Raw genomic sequence first — 15,799 nt, 5'->3', positions numbered from 1 at the left:
AAAAAGGGCCGCCCGCTGTAAAGCGAGGGCGGCCCAGGCGGGAGGATTATCGCGTCCCTGCTTTCACACCGGCGATGGTGGCGTCGACGTTTGTCTTGTCGATGATGCCTGGTCCCGTAAGGATTTCGCGGGTGGGCACCGCCAAGCCGTAATTGACGTGGCCGTTCAGGATCGCTACAGCCAGGTATCCCTGCAGGTAGCCTTGCTGGTCGATCGCGCAGGCTTGCTTGCCATCCTTGATGTTGTTCAGGATGGTTTCGTCAAAGTTCATGCCGCAGAGTTGCACTTTCCCAACCTTGCCGGCCTGGGTAAGGCCGTTCATGGCCGAGTTGGCGTCAACGTTGCCGATGGTAAAGACGGCATTCACGTCCTGGTGCTGCAGCAGATAGGCTTTGACCGCCTGGGCGACGGCCGTTGCCGAGCCGAAGGATGTAGCGGGCAATGGCAGGACGTCGGCTTCGCCACCGCCGTTCTTCATCCCCTCCTTGAAGCCGCCGCAGAAGGCCTCAATATTGGCGGCGCCGGGCAGCGTGTTGATGCAGACGCCCTTCTTGTTGCCGGCCTTGGTGAGGTACTCGCCAGCCGCGACACCGCCTTTGTAGTCGTCTGAGCCGACATAGTTCATGGCGCCAAGACGATCGGCCGCTTTCAGCCCGCCGGCGTTGTAGATGATCAGGGGAATGCCAGCATCCCTCACTGCCTTGAACGCCGGGTCCATCGCTTCCGGCACCCAGTCCGGGCCGACGATGGCGTCGGCCTTCTGATCGATGGCCTGACGGATCAATTCGGCGGCGTCCACGCCCAGATTGTCATAGTTCTGCGGCCCGAGCCAGGTGACCTTGCCACCTTGGGCCTCGACGACCTTGCCAGCGTCTTCAGCACCGCGCTTTACGATCGACCAAAACGGATCGTCCGGCTTGCCGCCAACCACGAAGATATTGGCAGCGAGCGTCGCGCCGGCGCTGAATCCAATCAGCACCGCTGTCGACACGAGTGTCTTGAAAAGCTTCATAGTCTTCCTCCCAATTTACCCCGTGGGGTCTCAACAAAAAAGTCTTGCTGTCCCGGGCCCACTCCTCTCAGGCGCAGTCGAAACAGCGTTTGGATCGTTATTCCGCCGGCATTCCAGACGTGGGATCGCTGCGGCCTTCCTGCTGGCCACGCATTTTTTCCTTCTTCTTGCGGAAGCGGGCCTTCATGACCTCATCAGCTTCTTTGCTGCCGTCGTGCCAAGTGCCGAACAGCTTATCGAGGGGTACCAGCCCATCACCGCCGTAGTTCACCTCGAAATACTTGTGGTGCAGGTAGTGCACGTACGAATGGCTATCGAGTTTAACCTTATCGGTGATTTCGAATGTCTCGAAGCCGAGGTGGCCGTTCACCGCTCCAAATCCCGCTCCGTGCAGCGTGAAGTAGGCGCAGACCGGATTAGAAGGGATCAACAGGTGCAGCCAGGCTTCAGCATGATAGAGGAAGCCTTCGACCGGGTGCATCGACAGCGACGACCAGGGACTTGGATTGATCGAGTTATGATGGACCGAGTGCACCCATCTGTAGAGTGGCGGCCAATGGATCGCCCGGTGCAGGAAGAAGAAATAGACCTCGTGCACGGCTGGCGAGACAATCACCAGGAAAGACAGGTAAAGCCAATTCGTCGTCCATGGCAGCCAGACCGCCCAGCTGTTCGCATAGACCCACAGCATCACGATCTCGACCACGGTCCACAGCGGTATGGTGACGAAAAACGAGCGGGTGAAATTGTCGATGTTCTGGCTTTGAAACCAAAACACGTCAGACGGCGCGTCCGAAGGGAATTTTGGATTATATTTGAAGCGGTTCTGTTGCTTCCGCTGGAAGTAATAGCGCAGCTCGAAGAAGCCATAGAAAAGGAATATGCCGGCGGCGTTTAGGCCGTATAGCCAGAAGTAGTTGAGAACTGAGAAGGTCGCGAGGCTCTGCCAGCTTGGGATAAGGAAGTTCACCCAAATAATCGACGTGGCAATATGAAAGGCGTTCCACGGCCAGAGAAATTCAGGAATCCACGCCACCACCTTCTTTGCATTGAACGGATGATGCCAGATTGGCGCCGGCTCGGCCCGGCGATGCGGAGCCCAGTTACCGCGTTTATCGCGCGTTCCATACTGAAGGTCATCCATCGTAACAGCGCCTCCCTGCGGAACTATTCCCAACTGGGCTCGTCAAAACATCGGCCCTCAATTGGGTGGCATTCATATCGGAGGCTTGATATTTCTAGAAGGCGAAAATAGTATCAAAGCGACATTTGTATCATTTAATATCAGTCATGATGATATAGATGGGATGGAGCTCATGAGGCGACCGACAATCCACGATCTCGCTACTGCGGCAGGCGTTTCGGTGGCGACCGTGAATCGAATTCTAAGTGGCACCGTTTCAGTACGCCCGAAGACCGTCCAACGAGTACAAAGCGCAGCGGAGGAAATTGGGTTTTACGGAATCGGAGCCATTGATGATCGGGCTCGTAAAATATCTCCACACTACCGATTGGGCTTCCTGCTTCAGCAGTCGACCCGTGAGCTCTACCAATTGTTCGGGAAGAAGATTATTGCCGCCTGTCGCGAGCGTCGCGACGAGGTCATCGATCCAATAGTCGACTTCGTGGATCTGCTGACGCCGGAGACAATCGCGAGCCGTCTGATTGCGCTGGGCGATTCATGCGACGCCGTTGCGGTGGTCGCGGCAGATCATCCCATCATTGGCCAGGCCATCCGTTCGCTGAAGGAGATGGGCAAACCGGTTGTCTCCTACATCACGGATCAGTCCGCGCCGGAAAGGGCCGCATATGTAGGCACCGACAACTGGAAGCTGGGGCGCACTGCAGCCTTCCTGATTACCCAAACCACTCACGGACCGGGTCGTATAGCGGTTTTCATAGGCAACCACCGGTATCAATGCCAGGATGTGTCAGACGCCAGTTTCCGTTCCTATTTGCGCGAGCACGCTCCACGGCTAGCGGTAGAGGAAAGCCGTCCGACCCACGAGGAAGCCAGTGAGGCCTGTCGAATGGTGACTGAGCTTCTGAAATCGACTGACGATCTTGTCGGAATTCTGATCGTCGGCGGCGGAATAACTGGTGTACTTCGTGCCTTGAGGGAGGTGTCTCCTGAGCGGCGGTCGGGTATCAAAGTAGTATGCCGTGACATTGGACCCGAAACTCGAAAGGGACTGTCTGAGGGCCTGATCACTGCAGCTCTTTGCCACCCGCTCGAATCGACCTCGGCCCTTCTTGTCCAAACGATGATCGATGTCATTGGACCGCAAGCACCATTTGCCACCCTTCAGCGATCCATACCTTTTGAAATCGTCACGCCGGAGAATATCTGACGCAGATGTCAGCTACTGGCGCGGGCGTCCTGCGACCCGATAAGGATGTCCGCTTTCAGGTGATGCACAAACGGACCTCAACGGCTATATTTGGGCGCGAAGCGGCTATGCCCTGCTTCACCTGCGAGTCTGCTTCGGGTCAGATCGCGTCATCGAACCTTCGAAACTGAACGACCGCCAAGGTATCGAATTCGGTCGTTCAGAGTGGGTTTGAAGCAAATCAGAAATTCTGCTGACCCATGGCCTTTTCGATCAGTTTGTCGATCGATACCGCCAGCACGAGAAGCAGTCCCGTCACGATGAGGCGAACGTAGTTCTCGACGCCCATCAGGTTGAGCCCGTTCTGGACTGTTCCGATAACAAGCGCGCCCAACAGGGCCGCGTGAATGGAGCCGCGGCCGCCGAACAGGCTGACGCCGCCGATGACGGTGGCGGCAATTGATTCCAGCAGCAGCGTGCCGCCCCCTACTCCGCCACCGGAGAAGACGCCAACGCCTAGTGCCCGCGATGCGCCCAGTACGCCAGCCAGCGCAGCGATGGCGCCGGCAATAGCGAAGGCCGCCATCTTGATGCGCGCAACCTTGACGCCGGCCCGTCGCGCAGCCTCGTCATTGTTGCCGACCGCATAAAGATAGAGGCCGAACCGGGTTTCCTTGAGGATATACCCGCCTATCCCGAGCAGGATCGCAAAGATCAAAACCACAACTGGTATGCCCTGATGTGCGTTGAGGATCATCACGACGATGGCGCCAAAAATCGCGGCCGCGCCGAGCGGCAGCACAAATCGGCTGAACAGGGAAGCTTCCAGACCGGCGCGCTTTCTGCGGGCAATGCCCGACAGGACCAGAGCGGCAAACGCGACGAGCCCAATCGCCAGCGCGCTCCATGACGTGATCCCCGAAATCTTAGTCTCTGCAATCTTGTCGATACCGGTTCCCATCAAACCGTAGCGGGCGGTCGGAGGCAAAAGCACGAGTTGCAAGCCATTGAGAGCCAGTCCGAGCCCCAGCGTCACCACGAAGGACGGTACGCCGACAAACGTGACCCAGCGCGCCGAAAAGCTGCCGATAGCAGCACCCATTACGATTGCGACCGTCACCGCCAGCCAGGGCGAAACGCCGTAGTCGACAACCAGCTTGGCCATCAGGACCGATGTCACGCCGTTGATCGCTGCGACCGACAAGTCGATTTCCTTGACCAGCAGCACGAACATCAGACCGATCGCCATGATGCCCACAACCGTGCTCTGGACGAGCAGGTTCGACAGGTTCTGCGGTGTCAGGAAGACATTGCTCTGGAGCGCGAAGAACACCCACAGCGCCACCAGCCCGATTATGACGGGCAGCGCACGCATGTCGCTGTTGAGCACTTCGCCGATGGTGCGGCGTTTGACGTCACCGGAAGCGGCGGCCGAGTTTGCCATTCTTGACGTATCCTTCTGATACTTTTCGCCCCGCGGGGCTCAGCCAGCGAGGTTGACTGCCTCGTTGCCACCGACCATCGCGTTGACCACTTGCTCGCCTGTCACTTCACTCGATTTAAAACTCGCGACGTTCGCGCCCAGGCGCATGACCTCTATGCGGTCGGTGGCGTTGACGACGAAATTGTGGATGTCGTGGCTAACCACGACTATGCCGAGCCCTTCGTCGGCCAACGTGCGGACCAGGGCCGAGACCTGTTCGGCTGCGGAGTGGCTGAGTGCGGCTGTCGGCTCGTCGAATATGACGACCTTCGGCGTCCACAGAATGGAACGTGCGATGGCTATGTTCTGTCGCTGGCCGCCAGACATTGCTCCGACAGGACGCGTCAGTGACAGCTGGCCGAGTCGCATGCGCGTCAGCACCTCACGGGCACGAACTTCGCACTCCGCACGCCGGATCCGTCGGCCGAACCATGTCGGACCGGTCAGCTCGCGCCCGAGAAACAGGTTCTGCACGGCGTCCAGATTGTTGCAGAGCGCTAGATCCTGATAGACGGTCTGGATCCCAAGGGCAGTGGCGTCGGCAGGATTGCCGATTTTCGCCGGTTGGCCTTCGATGGTGTACTCTCCAGAGTCGAAGCCGAAGACGCCCGCCATGATCTTGACGAGCGTGGACTTGCCGGCGCCGTTGTCGCCGACCAGGGCGACCACCTCGCCGGCGTGGACGTCCACCGAAGCCCCCTGAAGAGCATGGACCGACCCGAACGACTTACGGATATTGCGCATCGAAATTAGCGGCGTGGATTTATGCGCCGCACGAACATCGGCGCCGCCGCGGGTTGCTGCCGCTTTGACCATCAGGCTCCTCCCATCAGGTGACCGAAGGACAGCGAGCGCCGCTGTCCTTCGGTCGATCTCGCTATTTGTTGTTCTTCTTGCAGACTTCGGTGTCTTCGATGCCCTTGCAGATTTCTGGCCAGGTCCAGACGCCGGCGGTGACGACGTCCGAGAGATTATCCAAGGTGATGTTCTTCACCGGCAGGAAGACAGCCGGCACATCCATGAACTTGTTGTTCACTTTGCCGTTGATCAGATCCTTTGGCACTCCTTTGCCATTCAGGATCGAAGCCACGACGTCCGCCGCATAGGTCGCTTCAACCTTGAGATCCTTGAGCACGGAGTTGTCCTGCCATCCCTGTGCGACGTACCGCAACGCTTCAACGGTCGCGTCCTGTCCGCCGGTCACCAGCTTGTCGCCAGGCTTGGCCCCCTGGCTGATCAGAGCGGCAACCGAGCCTCCGGTGGTACCGTCATTCATGCCGAGGAAGACATCGACATCACCGCCATTGCGGGTCAGGCAGTCTTCGGCGAAAGATTGAGCCAGCGCCGGATCCCAGTTCTGCGTGTACTGCTCGCAGACGACCTTCACCTTGCCGGAATCGATCAACGGCTGAAGGAATTCGTTCTGGCCCTTTTCATACTGGCCTGTACCGTATTCGCCCTCATTACCCTTCACGCGCGCAACCTTGACCGGCGACTTCTTCATTGCGCTGATCAGCTCGGCGGCGCGCTTGCCTTGGGCTTGGCCAACTGACAATGAGTCGAAGACGACGTGCGCTTCGGCCTTGCCGCCGACCGCGTCGTGATCATAAAGGACCACCGGCACCTTCGCATCAGCTGCCGCCTTAAGACTGCCAGCGGCGAGGTTTGCGTCCGTCGCCGCGAGCACGATCACGCTGGCGCCTTGGGTGATGGCGTCTTCGACCAGCCGCTGCTGCCGCGCCGGATCCCCCTCGCCATTCTGCACGGTCACCTGAGCGTTCGGCGCCTTCTCCTTCATTGCCGCGACAAAGAACGGCGCGTCCCGGCTTGTGAAGCGAATTGTCGTGGTATTCGGCAGTAAAAAGAACACTTTCTTGGCATCTTGAGCATGTGCCGCCGCCAAGGCGCTTGCCATAGCGGTTGCCGTCAGAAATGCGGTCAGAAGTCGCTTCATAGTTTCCTCCCATGGAATACTCAGTTCGCCCCCCTTCACGACGGCACGGGGCACCCCCGAACCGGTTTAAGGATAGGCTGCAACGAAAATTGCAAGATATAAATATTCCGCAATGAACGATGTGTCAACGATGCGACAATGAAATCTTTGCATCATGCGAAACGCGCAATTTCTATTGCGACATCCAGGCTCGAGTGCACCTGGCGCGCTTGGTTCGCAACCGGAATGCCAAGGACGCGGAACGCCCGGGTTGTTGTCGGGGAACCGCTACTGCCCGGTGACGGTGGGTATGCGCGGACTGACAGCGTTGTTCTGCAGTCGCGCCGCGAGTGCAACCGTCAGCGCCTGGGCGAGGCACATTGGGGCGGCAAGCGAACGGGAAAAGGTATATTCATGCTCCGGTACGGCGAAGAGAACACTGGCGTTCTTGGCTAGCGGAGACAGCGTGCTGTCAGAAATAGCAATTATCGGAACTTCGCTGCGAGCGGCCTCTTCCACGACATTGACCACTTCATTGGCGTAGAAGCGAAAGGACACGGCAAACAAGACATCGGTCTTGCGGATCATGCGCGCCATATGCGTAGCAAGTCCGCCGCCGGGATCAAGCAGCACGCAACGTTTGCCCAGCATCGTCAAGATATAGCGGAGAAGTTCGACCACAGGCGTCGATCGCAACTGCCCGATCAGGTAGATCGCGTCGGCCTTTTCGAGAAGGGTCACTGCCTTGGCCAGATCCTCGGGTGGTATCTGTGTCAGCATGTCCTGAAGCGAGGCAATGTCGCGAACCACGAGGTCGCGCATGAATCCGACTTCGCTACGATCTGTTCGCGCTCCCAATTCGCCTTCCAGCGCCTTGATACGAGCCTCGAAGCCGGGCGCGGCGGTCGACAGGCGCTTCTGAAAGAGAGACTCGAGTTCCTTGAAGCCTTCATAACCGAGCGCCTGCGCAAAGCGCACGAAGCTTGAGGCATGCACTCCGCTGCTATCCCCAATTGCATTCACCGACCTGACAGCAACGTCGTTAGGATTCTGGGTGAGATAGAGCGCGATCTTCTGGTAGGATTTGCTCATTTCGTCGTAGCGGTCGTGGATGAGCCGGATGAGCTCTTCATAGTCACGCGGCGCTTCAGCGGTCGGTTTCATGTTGCACTCTTTCGCAATATTCATTGCACAATGACGCGTCTGCGTCGATTCTGCTAGTGAAATCAGGTGCAACATTGTTTAAGCAAAAGCGCGTGCATGTTGGCGATCAAGCCCGAGCCGCATCATGACCTAGATGCCGAAATCGGGAGGACAATCAACGCGCGAAGATGCTTCGTGCGAGGCCGTCCCTTGCTACCGACGTGAGGGTCGACCGGTCTTCACGCTGTTGCGGCTCGCCCCATCTGATTCACTGTCGGCAATCAGCGAAAGGTAGCGCTCGAGAGCCTTCGAGAACTTGGCTTGCCAGATCTCATGCGCAGTGCGGAGATCTCCGTCGCGCAAGCTTTCGAGTAGCTTGACGACATACTTCTCGGCGTCGCCCTTTCGGTCTGTATAGACAACGCCCAACTGATGGTTGAAGCGCCTCACATCTGCGGTCAGCTCGGAAAAGTAGCGGATGGTCCGCTGCAATCCCGTCGCGTCAATGATCGCTTGCTGGAACTCAAGATCGTTGCGAACGGTCTCGACCTGGCTATCGAGGTTAGCAAACTTGACGGCATTCTCAGCCAATTTTTCGAGACGCTTGAGGTCAACCGAAGCTAGGCTACCTGGTTCCGCGAGCAGATGGTCCAGGGCAATTTTTCCTAGGGCCATCCGGATATTGTAGACTTCGATGACGCTGTCTGCGTCCACCGCCCTGACAGATGCTCCCTTGTTCCGCTTGATCTCGACGAACCCCTCGCGAGCAAGCAGGCGCAATGCTTCCCGGACCGGATGCCGGGAGACGTTCAACATGTCGGTAAGCTGTTGCTCGACGAGCCGGTCGCCGGGCTTGAAGTGCCCGGCAATGATCGCGTTCCGGATTTGCTCCGCAGCGAACTGCGTGCTTTCCATCTGCGTCATGGGAGCCAGAATGGCGCCTGTTTCATTCGCGTGTCGCATCAAGATCCTCATAAGGCGACCGCAGGAGATCGGCTGCACAGGCATTCGGAATGTAGACTATATACGAATGCGACAATCTAATGAGAAGCCTGCCACTAAGCTATCCTTACGGAATAAGTGGAAAACGTTCTGTCCCGCCTGACTTGCCGTTAGAGCGAGACCACCAGGTTCTTCGCCGGGAGCCAGCACCACGATACGCAGTGAGCTCTATTTCGAAGAGATACTCAGGTCCGCCCAACGGACCACAGCTGACGCAGCTTGCCGGAGAGATGTCCCGGAACTTCTCGCCCATATAGGCCATGACTTCCGGGACGTCTTCCTGGCGCGGAATGAAGATGCGTCGCCGCACAACATCCGCAAGGCTGCTGCCGACCGCCTCAAGCGCGCCTTCGACGTTCTTCATCGCTTGCCTTGCCTGCTCGACGGCCGTCTCAGGCATCACACGGGTCTTGTAGTCGCGTCCTGCGGTCAGGGACATGAAGATCCAGTGTCGAGGGCGACGATCCGCGAATAGCCTTCCTTCTCTTCCAGGATGCTGCCGGACTTTAGCTTCACGAGTTCCATGCCGTTCTCCAGTGCTGATCAGATCGAGATGCCGCCATCGATCGCCACCGTCTGACCGGTGATCAGCGCGCCGGCGAAACCGAGGAAGACGATAAGCTCCGCGACATCCGCCGTGGTGCAGACTTTCTTCAGAGGTGTGCTGGCGAGGGTGCTCTGGCGACGCTCCACCGACCATTCAATCGCCCACGAACTTTCGACGACGCCGGGCGCCACCGCGTTGACCCGCACATCGGGCGCGAGCGCACGCGCCAGGTTCTTCGTCAGGTTGATGACCGCGGCCTTGGAGCCGCTATAGGCGATGGTGCTGGCCACGGCGCCGAAGCCGGCGATGGAAGCGGTGTTCACGATCGAACCTTTGGCCACCTTGAGAGCAGGCGCCGCGGCCTTCGAGCACCTGAAAACGCTCATCAGGTTGACGTTCAGCAGATTTGCCCAAAGCTCCTCCGTTATGCTGTCCAGGTCGTTGATCGGCACCGGGACCTTCACGCCCGGTATTCCCGCGTTGTTGACAAGCAGATCGAGACGGCCGAGCTTCGCCACCGCCTCGAGCACCATTGCCTTGGCCTGCCCGGCGTCGCCGACATCGCCTGGAGCACCGATAACGTCGAGCCCCTCTCTTTGGAGCCCAGCGAGAGCAGCCTCGCCCCTCTGGTCGGCCGGTAGATAGTTGATTGCGACCTTGGCGCCTGCCTTGGCCATCATGCGCGCGGTTTCGAGGCCGATGCCCGACGCGCCCCCGGTGACAAGCGCCGCCTTTCCCGTGAGATTGAACGAGATCATGAGTTACCCTTCGATGCTGCGTTTGGATGGAATTCGCTAGGCGACTGAGCTTCTGACGATTTCAAGGGGCTTGCGATTCTCGCGCCGCAGGAACTTCTGTGTCTGTTCTTGTCGGGGATTGTCGATCACCTCTTCGGCCGTGCCGATTTCGCAGACTTCGCCCTGGCAGAGAAAGGCCACGCGGTCCGCCGATTCCCGAGCGAAATTGATGTCGTGCGTGACAACCACCATCGTCATGCCTTCGCTCTTCAGGAGGCGCATGGTCTCAAGCACTTCGCCGACAAGTTCGGGATCCAGGGCGGAGGTGACCTCGTCGAAGAGCATGTAGCTCGGCTTCTTGCAAGCGCTCGGGCGATGGCGAGACGCTGCTGCTGGCCGCCTGAGAGCTGAGACGGCAAGCTGTCGCCCTTGTCGCCCAGCTCCACATGCTCGAGGTGCTTCTGCGCAAGTGCGCGCGCCACAGCGCGGCTTCGCTTTGAGACCACCCGGGGTGCCAGCGCGACATTTTCCAGCGCCGTGAGGTGCGGGAAGGCGTTGTACTGCTGGAAGACGATGCCCAGCTTGCTGCGCAGCTTGTTGATATCCGTCTTCGGATCGTGGACGCTGATGCCGTCTACGAGGATCTCGCCACCCTGGATCGGTTCGAGCCCGTTGATGCATTGCAGGAGCGTAGATTTTCCCGACCCGCTCGCGCCAATGAGGCAGACGAGTTCGCCCTTTTCGACCGTGAGATCGATGCCCTTGAGCACGATCACCGATCCGAAGGCCTTCTGGACGTTGCTGATGCGGATCATACGCGGACCTTTCTTTCGAGGTGCCGGCTGTACCGGGAAACAGGATAGCAGATAAGGAAATAGAAAAGCCCCGCACCCATCAGCAGCAGCCAGGTCTCATGTGTCCTGGTGATGAGTATCTGGGTGGAACGCATATATTCGATGTAGCCGACCACGCCTGCGAGAGCGCTGTCCTTGATCAGGCTGAGGACGAGCCCGATCCACGGAGCCAGACCCGTCCTGAATGCCAGGGGCATGGATATGTACAAGAGCTCCTGGTAGCCGTTCATGCCGAGCGAGCGAGCGCTCTTGCGGTATTGAACCGGGACTGAGAGCAGGCTCGCCCGGACCACCTCGGCAGTTACTGCCGACATCCAGGCACCAAGTGCGACGGTACCGAACCAAAAGGGTGAAGTGCCGAAGCCCAGGATCGATAGAAGGCTGTTGGCGAGTATCAGCTGGATGATCATCGGCACGCTGCGCAGGATGTCGATGAAGGGGGCCGTGGCGATCCTCACGGTCATTGACACGGTGCGCAACCAGCCAAGGACGATCCCGGCAAGGGTGCCGACAAGGGTTGCTGCGGCGGCCAGCCTGACGGTGTTGAGCAGCCCCTGAGCCAGGAAATAAGCATCCGACCAGGCGAGGCCTTGGTTTGCGAACTGAAACTGCACGCCTAGCTCCTGTATATGAGGCGGAAGGCCAGGTGGGACGAGAACTGCAGCCCTTTGGCGATGAGGTAATAGATCAGCGCCGTGACCAGAAAGAACTCGAATGTCCGGAAGGATGCGGACTGCGCGTACTGCGTGGCGCCCGAGAGCTCCTGCAGTCCGACCAGCATGCCAAGCGAGGTGTTCAGCATTCCCCAGATGCCTTGAGTGACATAGGCGAGGAAGATCACCTTGAACATCTGTGGAAAGATCACATGGATGAAGCTCTGCGGGCTGGTCATGCCGAGTGAGCGCGAAGCCGACAGCTGCTGTCGCGGGATGGCGTTGAGACCACCCCTGAAGATTTCTGTCATGTATCCGGCGTTGTTGAAGGAAACGGAGATGAGGACGGCGGCGTAGCTGGGGATGTTGATGTGGAAGGCGCCCAGCCCGAAATAAAATAGATAGAGCTGAAAGACAGCAGGCGTGTTGCGCGACAGCTCCACCCACCAGGTCGAAAACCGGTAGGCCCATCCCTCGCCCTGCTGGCGCGCGACAGCCATGGGCATCGCAATGAGCGTGCCGATAATGAAGGCGAGAATGGTGATCTGGATCGTCACCCAGGCTCCGGCCAGCAGCAGGGGCAGTGAATCCCAGACTATGGACCAGTAGAACTGATAGCCGTTCATGCCAATCATCCCATGCTCATGCCGGCAGGGTTTTCCTGCCGGCATAAGCTCTATGCTTAGAAGTTAATGCCTTCAGCTGTCAGCGGCGGCAGCGGACCATTGCCGTAGTACTTGTGGTACACCTCGGCCCAACGCCCGTTCGAAACCTGAGTGAACACGAAAACCCGCGCCCAGTTCAGGAATTGTTGGTCGTCACGTTTGACGGCAATCGATCCGAAGTCGGCGAGAGGGGCAAGTCCGGCCATCACGAACTCTGGGAACTGACCACTTTGCGATAGCGAGTTGAAGACGGCGACATTGATCACGATGGCGTCGATCTTGCCCTGCTGCAGAGCCAGGAAGGTTTCCGCATCGCTCGCAAAGCCGGTGTAGGTCGCACCCGTACCCTCCCAGCCCTTGCCCAGCTCATCCTTGAAGAGTTGCTCAGGCGTGGTGCCAACGACACCACCAAGCTTCTTGGATGCCAGGTCAGAGTATTTGGCGATGCCGGTGTCCTTGCGGGTCACGACTGCCATGACGTTGTTGGTGTATGGCTGGGTGAACGCCACGGTCAGCGCACGTGCCGGGGTCGGCGTAGTCGAGGCGATAAGGACGTCGATGCGATTCGAAACCAGCGCCGGGATACGATCCGGCGAAGGCGTCTCGATGATTTCCGGCTCTGCGCCAAGCGCCTTTGCCATGTCCTTGCAGTACGTCACGTCATACCCGTCGGGCTCGTTGTTCGAGTCGCGGAAGCCGGCAGGCGGACTGTCCAGCATGATGCCACAACGCAGCTTTTTGTTCTTGATGATCGTGTCGAGCGCGGAGTCGGCATGCGCCTGACCAGCCAGCGTGAATGTGGCGACCGCCGTAGCCAGCAGAGCCCTCATAACCATTTTCATTTCATTCCCCTTTTCTTTGTTGCAGACCAAGTAGTTTGTTGGCTGAGCAATTGAGACCGCTCAACTCGCCTTTCTCGCCAGCCTGGGTGTCACGCCGAGCTTCGATAGGTCCCACTTCCTTCTCGATCAGGGGCACGACTTCGTTCTTGAATCGAACGAGCGAGCGATGCGCCAACTCGATTGGCATGCAGCCGAAGGAGAAGTTGCAGGTGTAGTTGCTTGGATTGAGACGTTTGATGTCCGCGACCATCTTCTCGGCAACGGCGTGCGGATCGCCTACCACCATGTTGTCCGCATATTGGTCGAGCGTGTACTCGCCTTCGAACGTCTGGTTGCTGATGTAGCTGTTGTCGTCCAGCGGCGGCGAGGCTTGGCGCAGATAATGCGCCATACGCCCCACGTACCGGGCCCGCTCCGCCACGACCAATGCCTCGCTGCGGCTGTCGGTTATGGCCAGGTACTGCATGATCGCCAAGGGCTTGGTCGAAGGCTGCTCGCCGATGGATGTCCAGGCGTCGTTGAGCCCGTCGACCATCTTGTAGAGCACGGGCGATCCGAGCGTGCTGGCTGCAAGGAACGGGACCGCCTTCCACTTCTTGAAGCGATCGAGAAGCTTCGGGTGGGAGGAGGTCACAAAAATCGGGGGAAGAGGCTTCTGCTGGGTGCTGATCGCGAAGCTGGTCTTGGGGAGGGAAATGTACTTTCCCTTGTACTCGACCTCGCCATCGACGAGCGCTCTTTCGATGACGTCCCAATACTCAAGGAAAACGTCGACCCTGTCGTCCAGCACGATGTTGTAGCGATCAAACTCATAGCGCTGATAGCCGGTACCCAGGCCGATGACGAGGCGGCCCTCGGTCTGTGTGTCGGCGACCGCGATCTCCTGGGCGACACGAAGCGGATTGTAGAGCGGCAGCACGATAACGCCCGGGCCTAGCTTGATCCGCTTGGTCCATCCGGCCGCGTAGGAACACATCATCAGCGGCGACGGCGAACTCGAATAGTTGGCGAAATGGTGTTCGGCGAACCACGCGACATCGAAGCCGAGCTCATCGGCGGTCTCCACCATTTTGCGGGTATCGCGCATCACGCCCTGGGCACCGTCGGGATGATCGCGAAGCGTCATCAGGTTAAAAAGGCCAAGCTGCATTCATTTGCTCCTAAGATCCCTCGGCGACGGCTGTCGACGTTGGTAAACAGTCCTATCCAGCCTTCTGCAGGACCATGGGTGAAGTCAGCGCGTAGGCGCCGTTATGGTAGATCAGCGGGTCGACATCGGAGGCAAATGCGACCCCTGCGACCCGCCCGATGATGATGTCGTGCGTGGCATAGGAGATCGCCTGATCCATCTCGCAGAACAGGTTCGCCTGCGCGCTTGCCAGGTAGGGGATGCCGTCCTTTTCGGTCCACTCGCCAATGTCGAAACGCCTCTCGGACGGCCGTCCGCCACTGAAAGAGTTGGATATGTCAGCCTGCGAGGCCCGAAGCACGTTGATGCAGTATTGCCCCTCTTCCTTGAGCGGCACATTGATCGACGAGTTGCGGTTGACGCACGCAAGGATCGAAATGGGAGCGAAGCTGAGCGGCGTGACCGACGTGACGGTAATGCCATATCGGCGCCCGTCGTGCCTGCACGAGATCACGCAGACCGTCGACGCCACGCGCCGCATCGATTGCCGGAAATGCTCGGTACTCAGGTCCTGCGAGAGCATTATTTGCTTCCTTGTTCCCATCTTCAAAATTGCAGATTGTCTACAATCTGTCAATGTGTTTTTGGACCACCCCGCTCCAGACGAAACTGCCTTGTTTAATGGTGGTCGTGCGCTCCGTCAGGGCCCGGGAGCGGGAATTGCCTGGCCAGATCCTCGACTTGCTCCGCAGATAGATATCGCGGGTTGAGACCGCGCAGCAGAAGGTACAGCTTTGCTGTTTCCTCGAGTTCCTCGATCGCAAAGACGGCGCCCTCAAGGTCCTTGCCGGTCACGACCGGCCCATGGTTGGCCAGCAGGACCGACGTATATTTGCCGGCCAATCCCTTGATGGCCCCGGCGACCGCCGGATCGCCCGGCCTGAAATACGGCACCAGCGCCGTTCGGCCAGCGCGCATGAGATAGTACGGCGTCATCGGCGGCAGCACCGACTTCGGATCGATCTCGGGAAGCATCGTGACGGCGACCGAATGCGTCGAATGCAGATGCACCACAGCCCGAGATCCTTTGACTGTGTCGTAGAGCGCGGAATGCAGGGGGATCTCCTTCGTCGGCTTGTCGCCCGAGACAAGATTGCCCTTTGCGTCAAGGCGGGAAATGGACGCTGGATCCAGAAATCCGAGCGACGCGTTTGTCGGGGTCACAAGCCAGCCGCCTTCGTCGAGCTGAACAGAGATGTTTCCCGAGGAACCGGGGGTGAGTCCGCGATCGAACAGCGACCTGCCGAAGCGGACAATCTGTTCACAGAGTTTCGTCTGATCCATATCACCCGAGATTCTAGGCGCATGGCACGAAGCCAAACGCACTGAGCTTACCCACGGACGCCAACCTGAAAATCTCAAAAGTGCGGCGACAGCCCGTTGCAGATTGTAGATAATCTGCATTATGA

General features: G+C 58.7%; 16 protein-coding genes and 1 pseudogene. 1 reads left to right on the top strand and 16 read right to left on the bottom strand.

What is annotated here, in order from left to right:
* Nucleotides 1-46: 46 nt before the first annotated feature.
* Together NKH05_RS13650 and NKH05_RS13645 are read right to left on the bottom strand one after the other, a co-directional pair.
* Nucleotides 47-1,012 carry a sugar ABC transporter substrate-binding protein gene (locus NKH05_RS13650; protein ID WP_352704786.1) on the bottom strand — a complete coding sequence of 322 codons (966 nt, stop codon included), beginning with the start codon at nucleotides 1,010-1,012 and terminating at the stop codon, nucleotides 47-49.
* A gap of 97 nt (nucleotides 1,013-1,109) precedes the next feature.
* Nucleotides 1,110-2,156 carry a sterol desaturase family protein gene (locus NKH05_RS13645; RefSeq protein WP_352790415.1) on the bottom strand — a complete coding sequence of 349 codons (1,047 nt, stop codon included), beginning with the start codon at nucleotides 2,154-2,156 and terminating at the stop codon, nucleotides 1,110-1,112.
* 172 nt (nucleotides 2,157-2,328) lie between these two features.
* On the opposite strand from NKH05_RS13645, the gene NKH05_RS13640 reads away from it, so the two are divergent.
* Nucleotides 2,329-3,363 (top strand): LacI family DNA-binding transcriptional regulator, encoded by a 1,035-nt coding sequence (locus NKH05_RS13640; protein WP_352855685.1) that lies wholly within the window; start codon nucleotides 2,329-2,331, stop codon nucleotides 3,361-3,363.
* A gap of 220 nt (nucleotides 3,364-3,583) precedes the next feature.
* Here NKH05_RS13640 and NKH05_RS13635 read toward each other — a convergent pair whose 3' ends face one another.
* The 14 genes and pseudogenes from NKH05_RS13635 to otnC all read right to left on the bottom strand — a co-directional run bounded on the left by NKH05_RS13635 (nucleotide 3,584) and on the right by otnC (nucleotide 15,674).
* Entirely contained in the window at nucleotides 3,584-4,786 is a 1,203-nt protein-coding gene (locus NKH05_RS13635; RefSeq protein ID WP_023718639.1) for a sugar ABC transporter permease, read from the bottom strand.
* Nucleotides 4,787-4,825: 39 nt separating this feature from the next.
* Entirely contained in the window at nucleotides 4,826-5,641 is an 816-nt protein-coding gene (locus NKH05_RS13630) for an ATP-binding cassette domain-containing protein (protein ID WP_023718640.1), read from the bottom strand.
* Between the two features lie 61 nt (nucleotides 5,642-5,702).
* Complete coding sequence (locus NKH05_RS13625; protein WP_352741907.1) at nucleotides 5,703-6,779, bottom strand: ABC transporter substrate-binding protein; 1,077 nt, start codon at nucleotides 6,777-6,779, stop codon at nucleotides 5,703-5,705.
* A 267-nt stretch (nucleotides 6,780-7,046) separates the two neighbouring features.
* A complete protein-coding gene (locus tag NKH05_RS13620; protein WP_353025558.1) occupies nucleotides 7,047-7,922 on the bottom strand; it encodes a MurR/RpiR family transcriptional regulator in 876 nt (291 codons plus the stop codon).
* A 192-nt stretch (nucleotides 7,923-8,114) separates the two neighbouring features.
* Nucleotides 8,115-8,864 carry a GntR family transcriptional regulator gene (locus tag NKH05_RS13615; RefSeq protein ID WP_352589354.1) on the bottom strand — a complete coding sequence of 250 codons (750 nt, stop codon included), beginning with the start codon at nucleotides 8,862-8,864 and terminating at the stop codon, nucleotides 8,115-8,117.
* A 106-nt stretch (nucleotides 8,865-8,970) separates the two neighbouring features.
* Entirely contained in the window at nucleotides 8,971-9,342 is a 372-nt protein-coding gene (locus tag NKH05_RS13610) for a Rid family hydrolase (RefSeq protein ID WP_353025556.1), read from the bottom strand.
* 104 nt (nucleotides 9,343-9,446) lie between these two features.
* On the bottom strand, nucleotides 9,447-10,208 hold the full coding sequence (locus tag NKH05_RS13605) for an SDR family NAD(P)-dependent oxidoreductase (RefSeq protein WP_023718645.1): 762 nt from the start codon (nucleotides 10,206-10,208) through the stop codon (nucleotides 9,447-9,449).
* A gap of 36 nt (nucleotides 10,209-10,244) precedes the next feature.
* Nucleotides 10,245-11,002, bottom strand: a pseudogene (locus NKH05_RS13600) (amino acid ABC transporter ATP-binding protein).
* Entirely contained in the window at nucleotides 10,999-11,655 is a 657-nt protein-coding gene (locus NKH05_RS13595) for an amino acid ABC transporter permease (RefSeq protein WP_023718647.1), read from the bottom strand. Before NKH05_RS13595 ends, NKH05_RS13600 begins: the two are co-directional and overlap by 4 nt.
* Before the next feature lie 2 nt (nucleotides 11,656-11,657).
* Nucleotides 11,658-12,320 carry an amino acid ABC transporter permease gene (locus tag NKH05_RS13590; RefSeq protein WP_352494528.1) on the bottom strand — a complete coding sequence of 221 codons (663 nt, stop codon included), beginning with the start codon at nucleotides 12,318-12,320 and terminating at the stop codon, nucleotides 11,658-11,660.
* 56 nt (nucleotides 12,321-12,376) lie between these two features.
* Nucleotides 12,377-13,201 (bottom strand): ABC transporter substrate-binding protein, encoded by an 825-nt coding sequence (locus NKH05_RS13585; protein WP_031193900.1) that lies wholly within the window; start codon nucleotides 13,199-13,201, stop codon nucleotides 12,377-12,379.
* Between the two features lies 1 nt (nucleotide 13,202).
* Complete coding sequence (locus NKH05_RS13580; protein WP_352494529.1) at nucleotides 13,203-14,351, bottom strand: LLM class flavin-dependent oxidoreductase; 1,149 nt, start codon at nucleotides 14,349-14,351, stop codon at nucleotides 13,203-13,205.
* 52 nt (nucleotides 14,352-14,403) lie between these two features.
* Nucleotides 14,404-14,913, bottom strand: coding sequence for a flavin reductase family protein (locus tag NKH05_RS13575; RefSeq protein ID WP_023718651.1), 510 nt, complete (start codon nucleotides 14,911-14,913; stop codon nucleotides 14,404-14,406).
* Between the two features lie 95 nt (nucleotides 14,914-15,008).
* Nucleotides 15,009-15,674 carry a 3-oxo-tetronate 4-phosphate decarboxylase gene (gene otnC, locus NKH05_RS13570; RefSeq protein ID WP_023718652.1) on the bottom strand — a complete coding sequence of 222 codons (666 nt, stop codon included), beginning with the start codon at nucleotides 15,672-15,674 and terminating at the stop codon, nucleotides 15,009-15,011.
* Between the last annotated feature and the right edge of the window lie 125 nt (nucleotides 15,675-15,799).

The organism is Mesorhizobium sp. M1399 (assembly GCF_040317735.1).
GTDB lineage: Bacteria > Pseudomonadota > Alphaproteobacteria > Rhizobiales > Rhizobiaceae > Mesorhizobium.
This window is presented reverse-complemented; position numbering and strand designations above follow the sequence as displayed.

Bases quoted from the DNA above. Each gene is read 5' to 3' on its own strand.
- NKH05_RS13625 (WP_352741907.1), bottom strand. From the start codon at position 6,779: ATGAAGCGACTTCTGACCGCATTTCTGACGGCAACCGCTATGGCAAGC.
- NKH05_RS13585 (WP_031193900.1), bottom strand. From the start codon at position 13,201: ATGAAAATGGTTATGAGGGCTCTGCTGGCTACGGCGGTCGCCACATTC.
- NKH05_RS13635 (WP_023718639.1), bottom strand. From the start codon at position 4,786: ATGGCAAACTCGGCCGCCGCTTCCGGTGACGTCAAACGCCGCACCATC.
- NKH05_RS13620 (WP_353025558.1), bottom strand. From the start codon at position 7,922: ATGAAACCGACCGCTGAAGCGCCGCGTGACTATGAAGAGCTCATCCGG.
- NKH05_RS13615 (WP_352589354.1), bottom strand. From the start codon at position 8,864: ATGCGACACGCGAATGAAACAGGCGCCATTCTGGCTCCCATGACGCAG.
- NKH05_RS13610 (WP_353025556.1), bottom strand. From the start codon at position 9,342: ATGTCCCTGACCGCAGGACGCGACTACAAGACCCGTGTGATGCCTGAG.
- NKH05_RS13575 (WP_023718651.1), bottom strand. From the start codon at position 14,913: ATGCTCTCGCAGGACCTGAGTACCGAGCATTTCCGGCAATCGATGCGG.
- NKH05_RS13605 (WP_023718645.1), bottom strand. From the start codon at position 10,208: ATGATCTCGTTCAATCTCACGGGAAAGGCGGCGCTTGTCACCGGGGGC.
- NKH05_RS13580 (WP_352494529.1), bottom strand. From the start codon at position 14,351: ATGCAGCTTGGCCTTTTTAACCTGATGACGCTTCGCGATCATCCCGAC.
- NKH05_RS13645 (WP_352790415.1), bottom strand. From the start codon at position 2,156: ATGGATGACCTTCAGTATGGAACGCGCGATAAACGCGGTAACTGGGCT.
- NKH05_RS13590 (WP_352494528.1), bottom strand. From the start codon at position 12,320: ATGAACGGCTATCAGTTCTACTGGTCCATAGTCTGGGATTCACTGCCC.
- NKH05_RS13630 (WP_023718640.1), bottom strand. From the start codon at position 5,641: ATGGTCAAAGCGGCAGCAACCCGCGGCGGCGCCGATGTTCGTGCGGCG.
- NKH05_RS13640 (WP_352855685.1), top strand. From the start codon at position 2,329: ATGAGGCGACCGACAATCCACGATCTCGCTACTGCGGCAGGCGTTTCG.
- otnC (WP_023718652.1), bottom strand. From the start codon at position 15,674: ATGGATCAGACGAAACTCTGTGAACAGATTGTCCGCTTCGGCAGGTCG.
- NKH05_RS13650 (WP_352704786.1), bottom strand. From the start codon at position 1,012: ATGAAGCTTTTCAAGACACTCGTGTCGACAGCGGTGCTGATTGGATTC.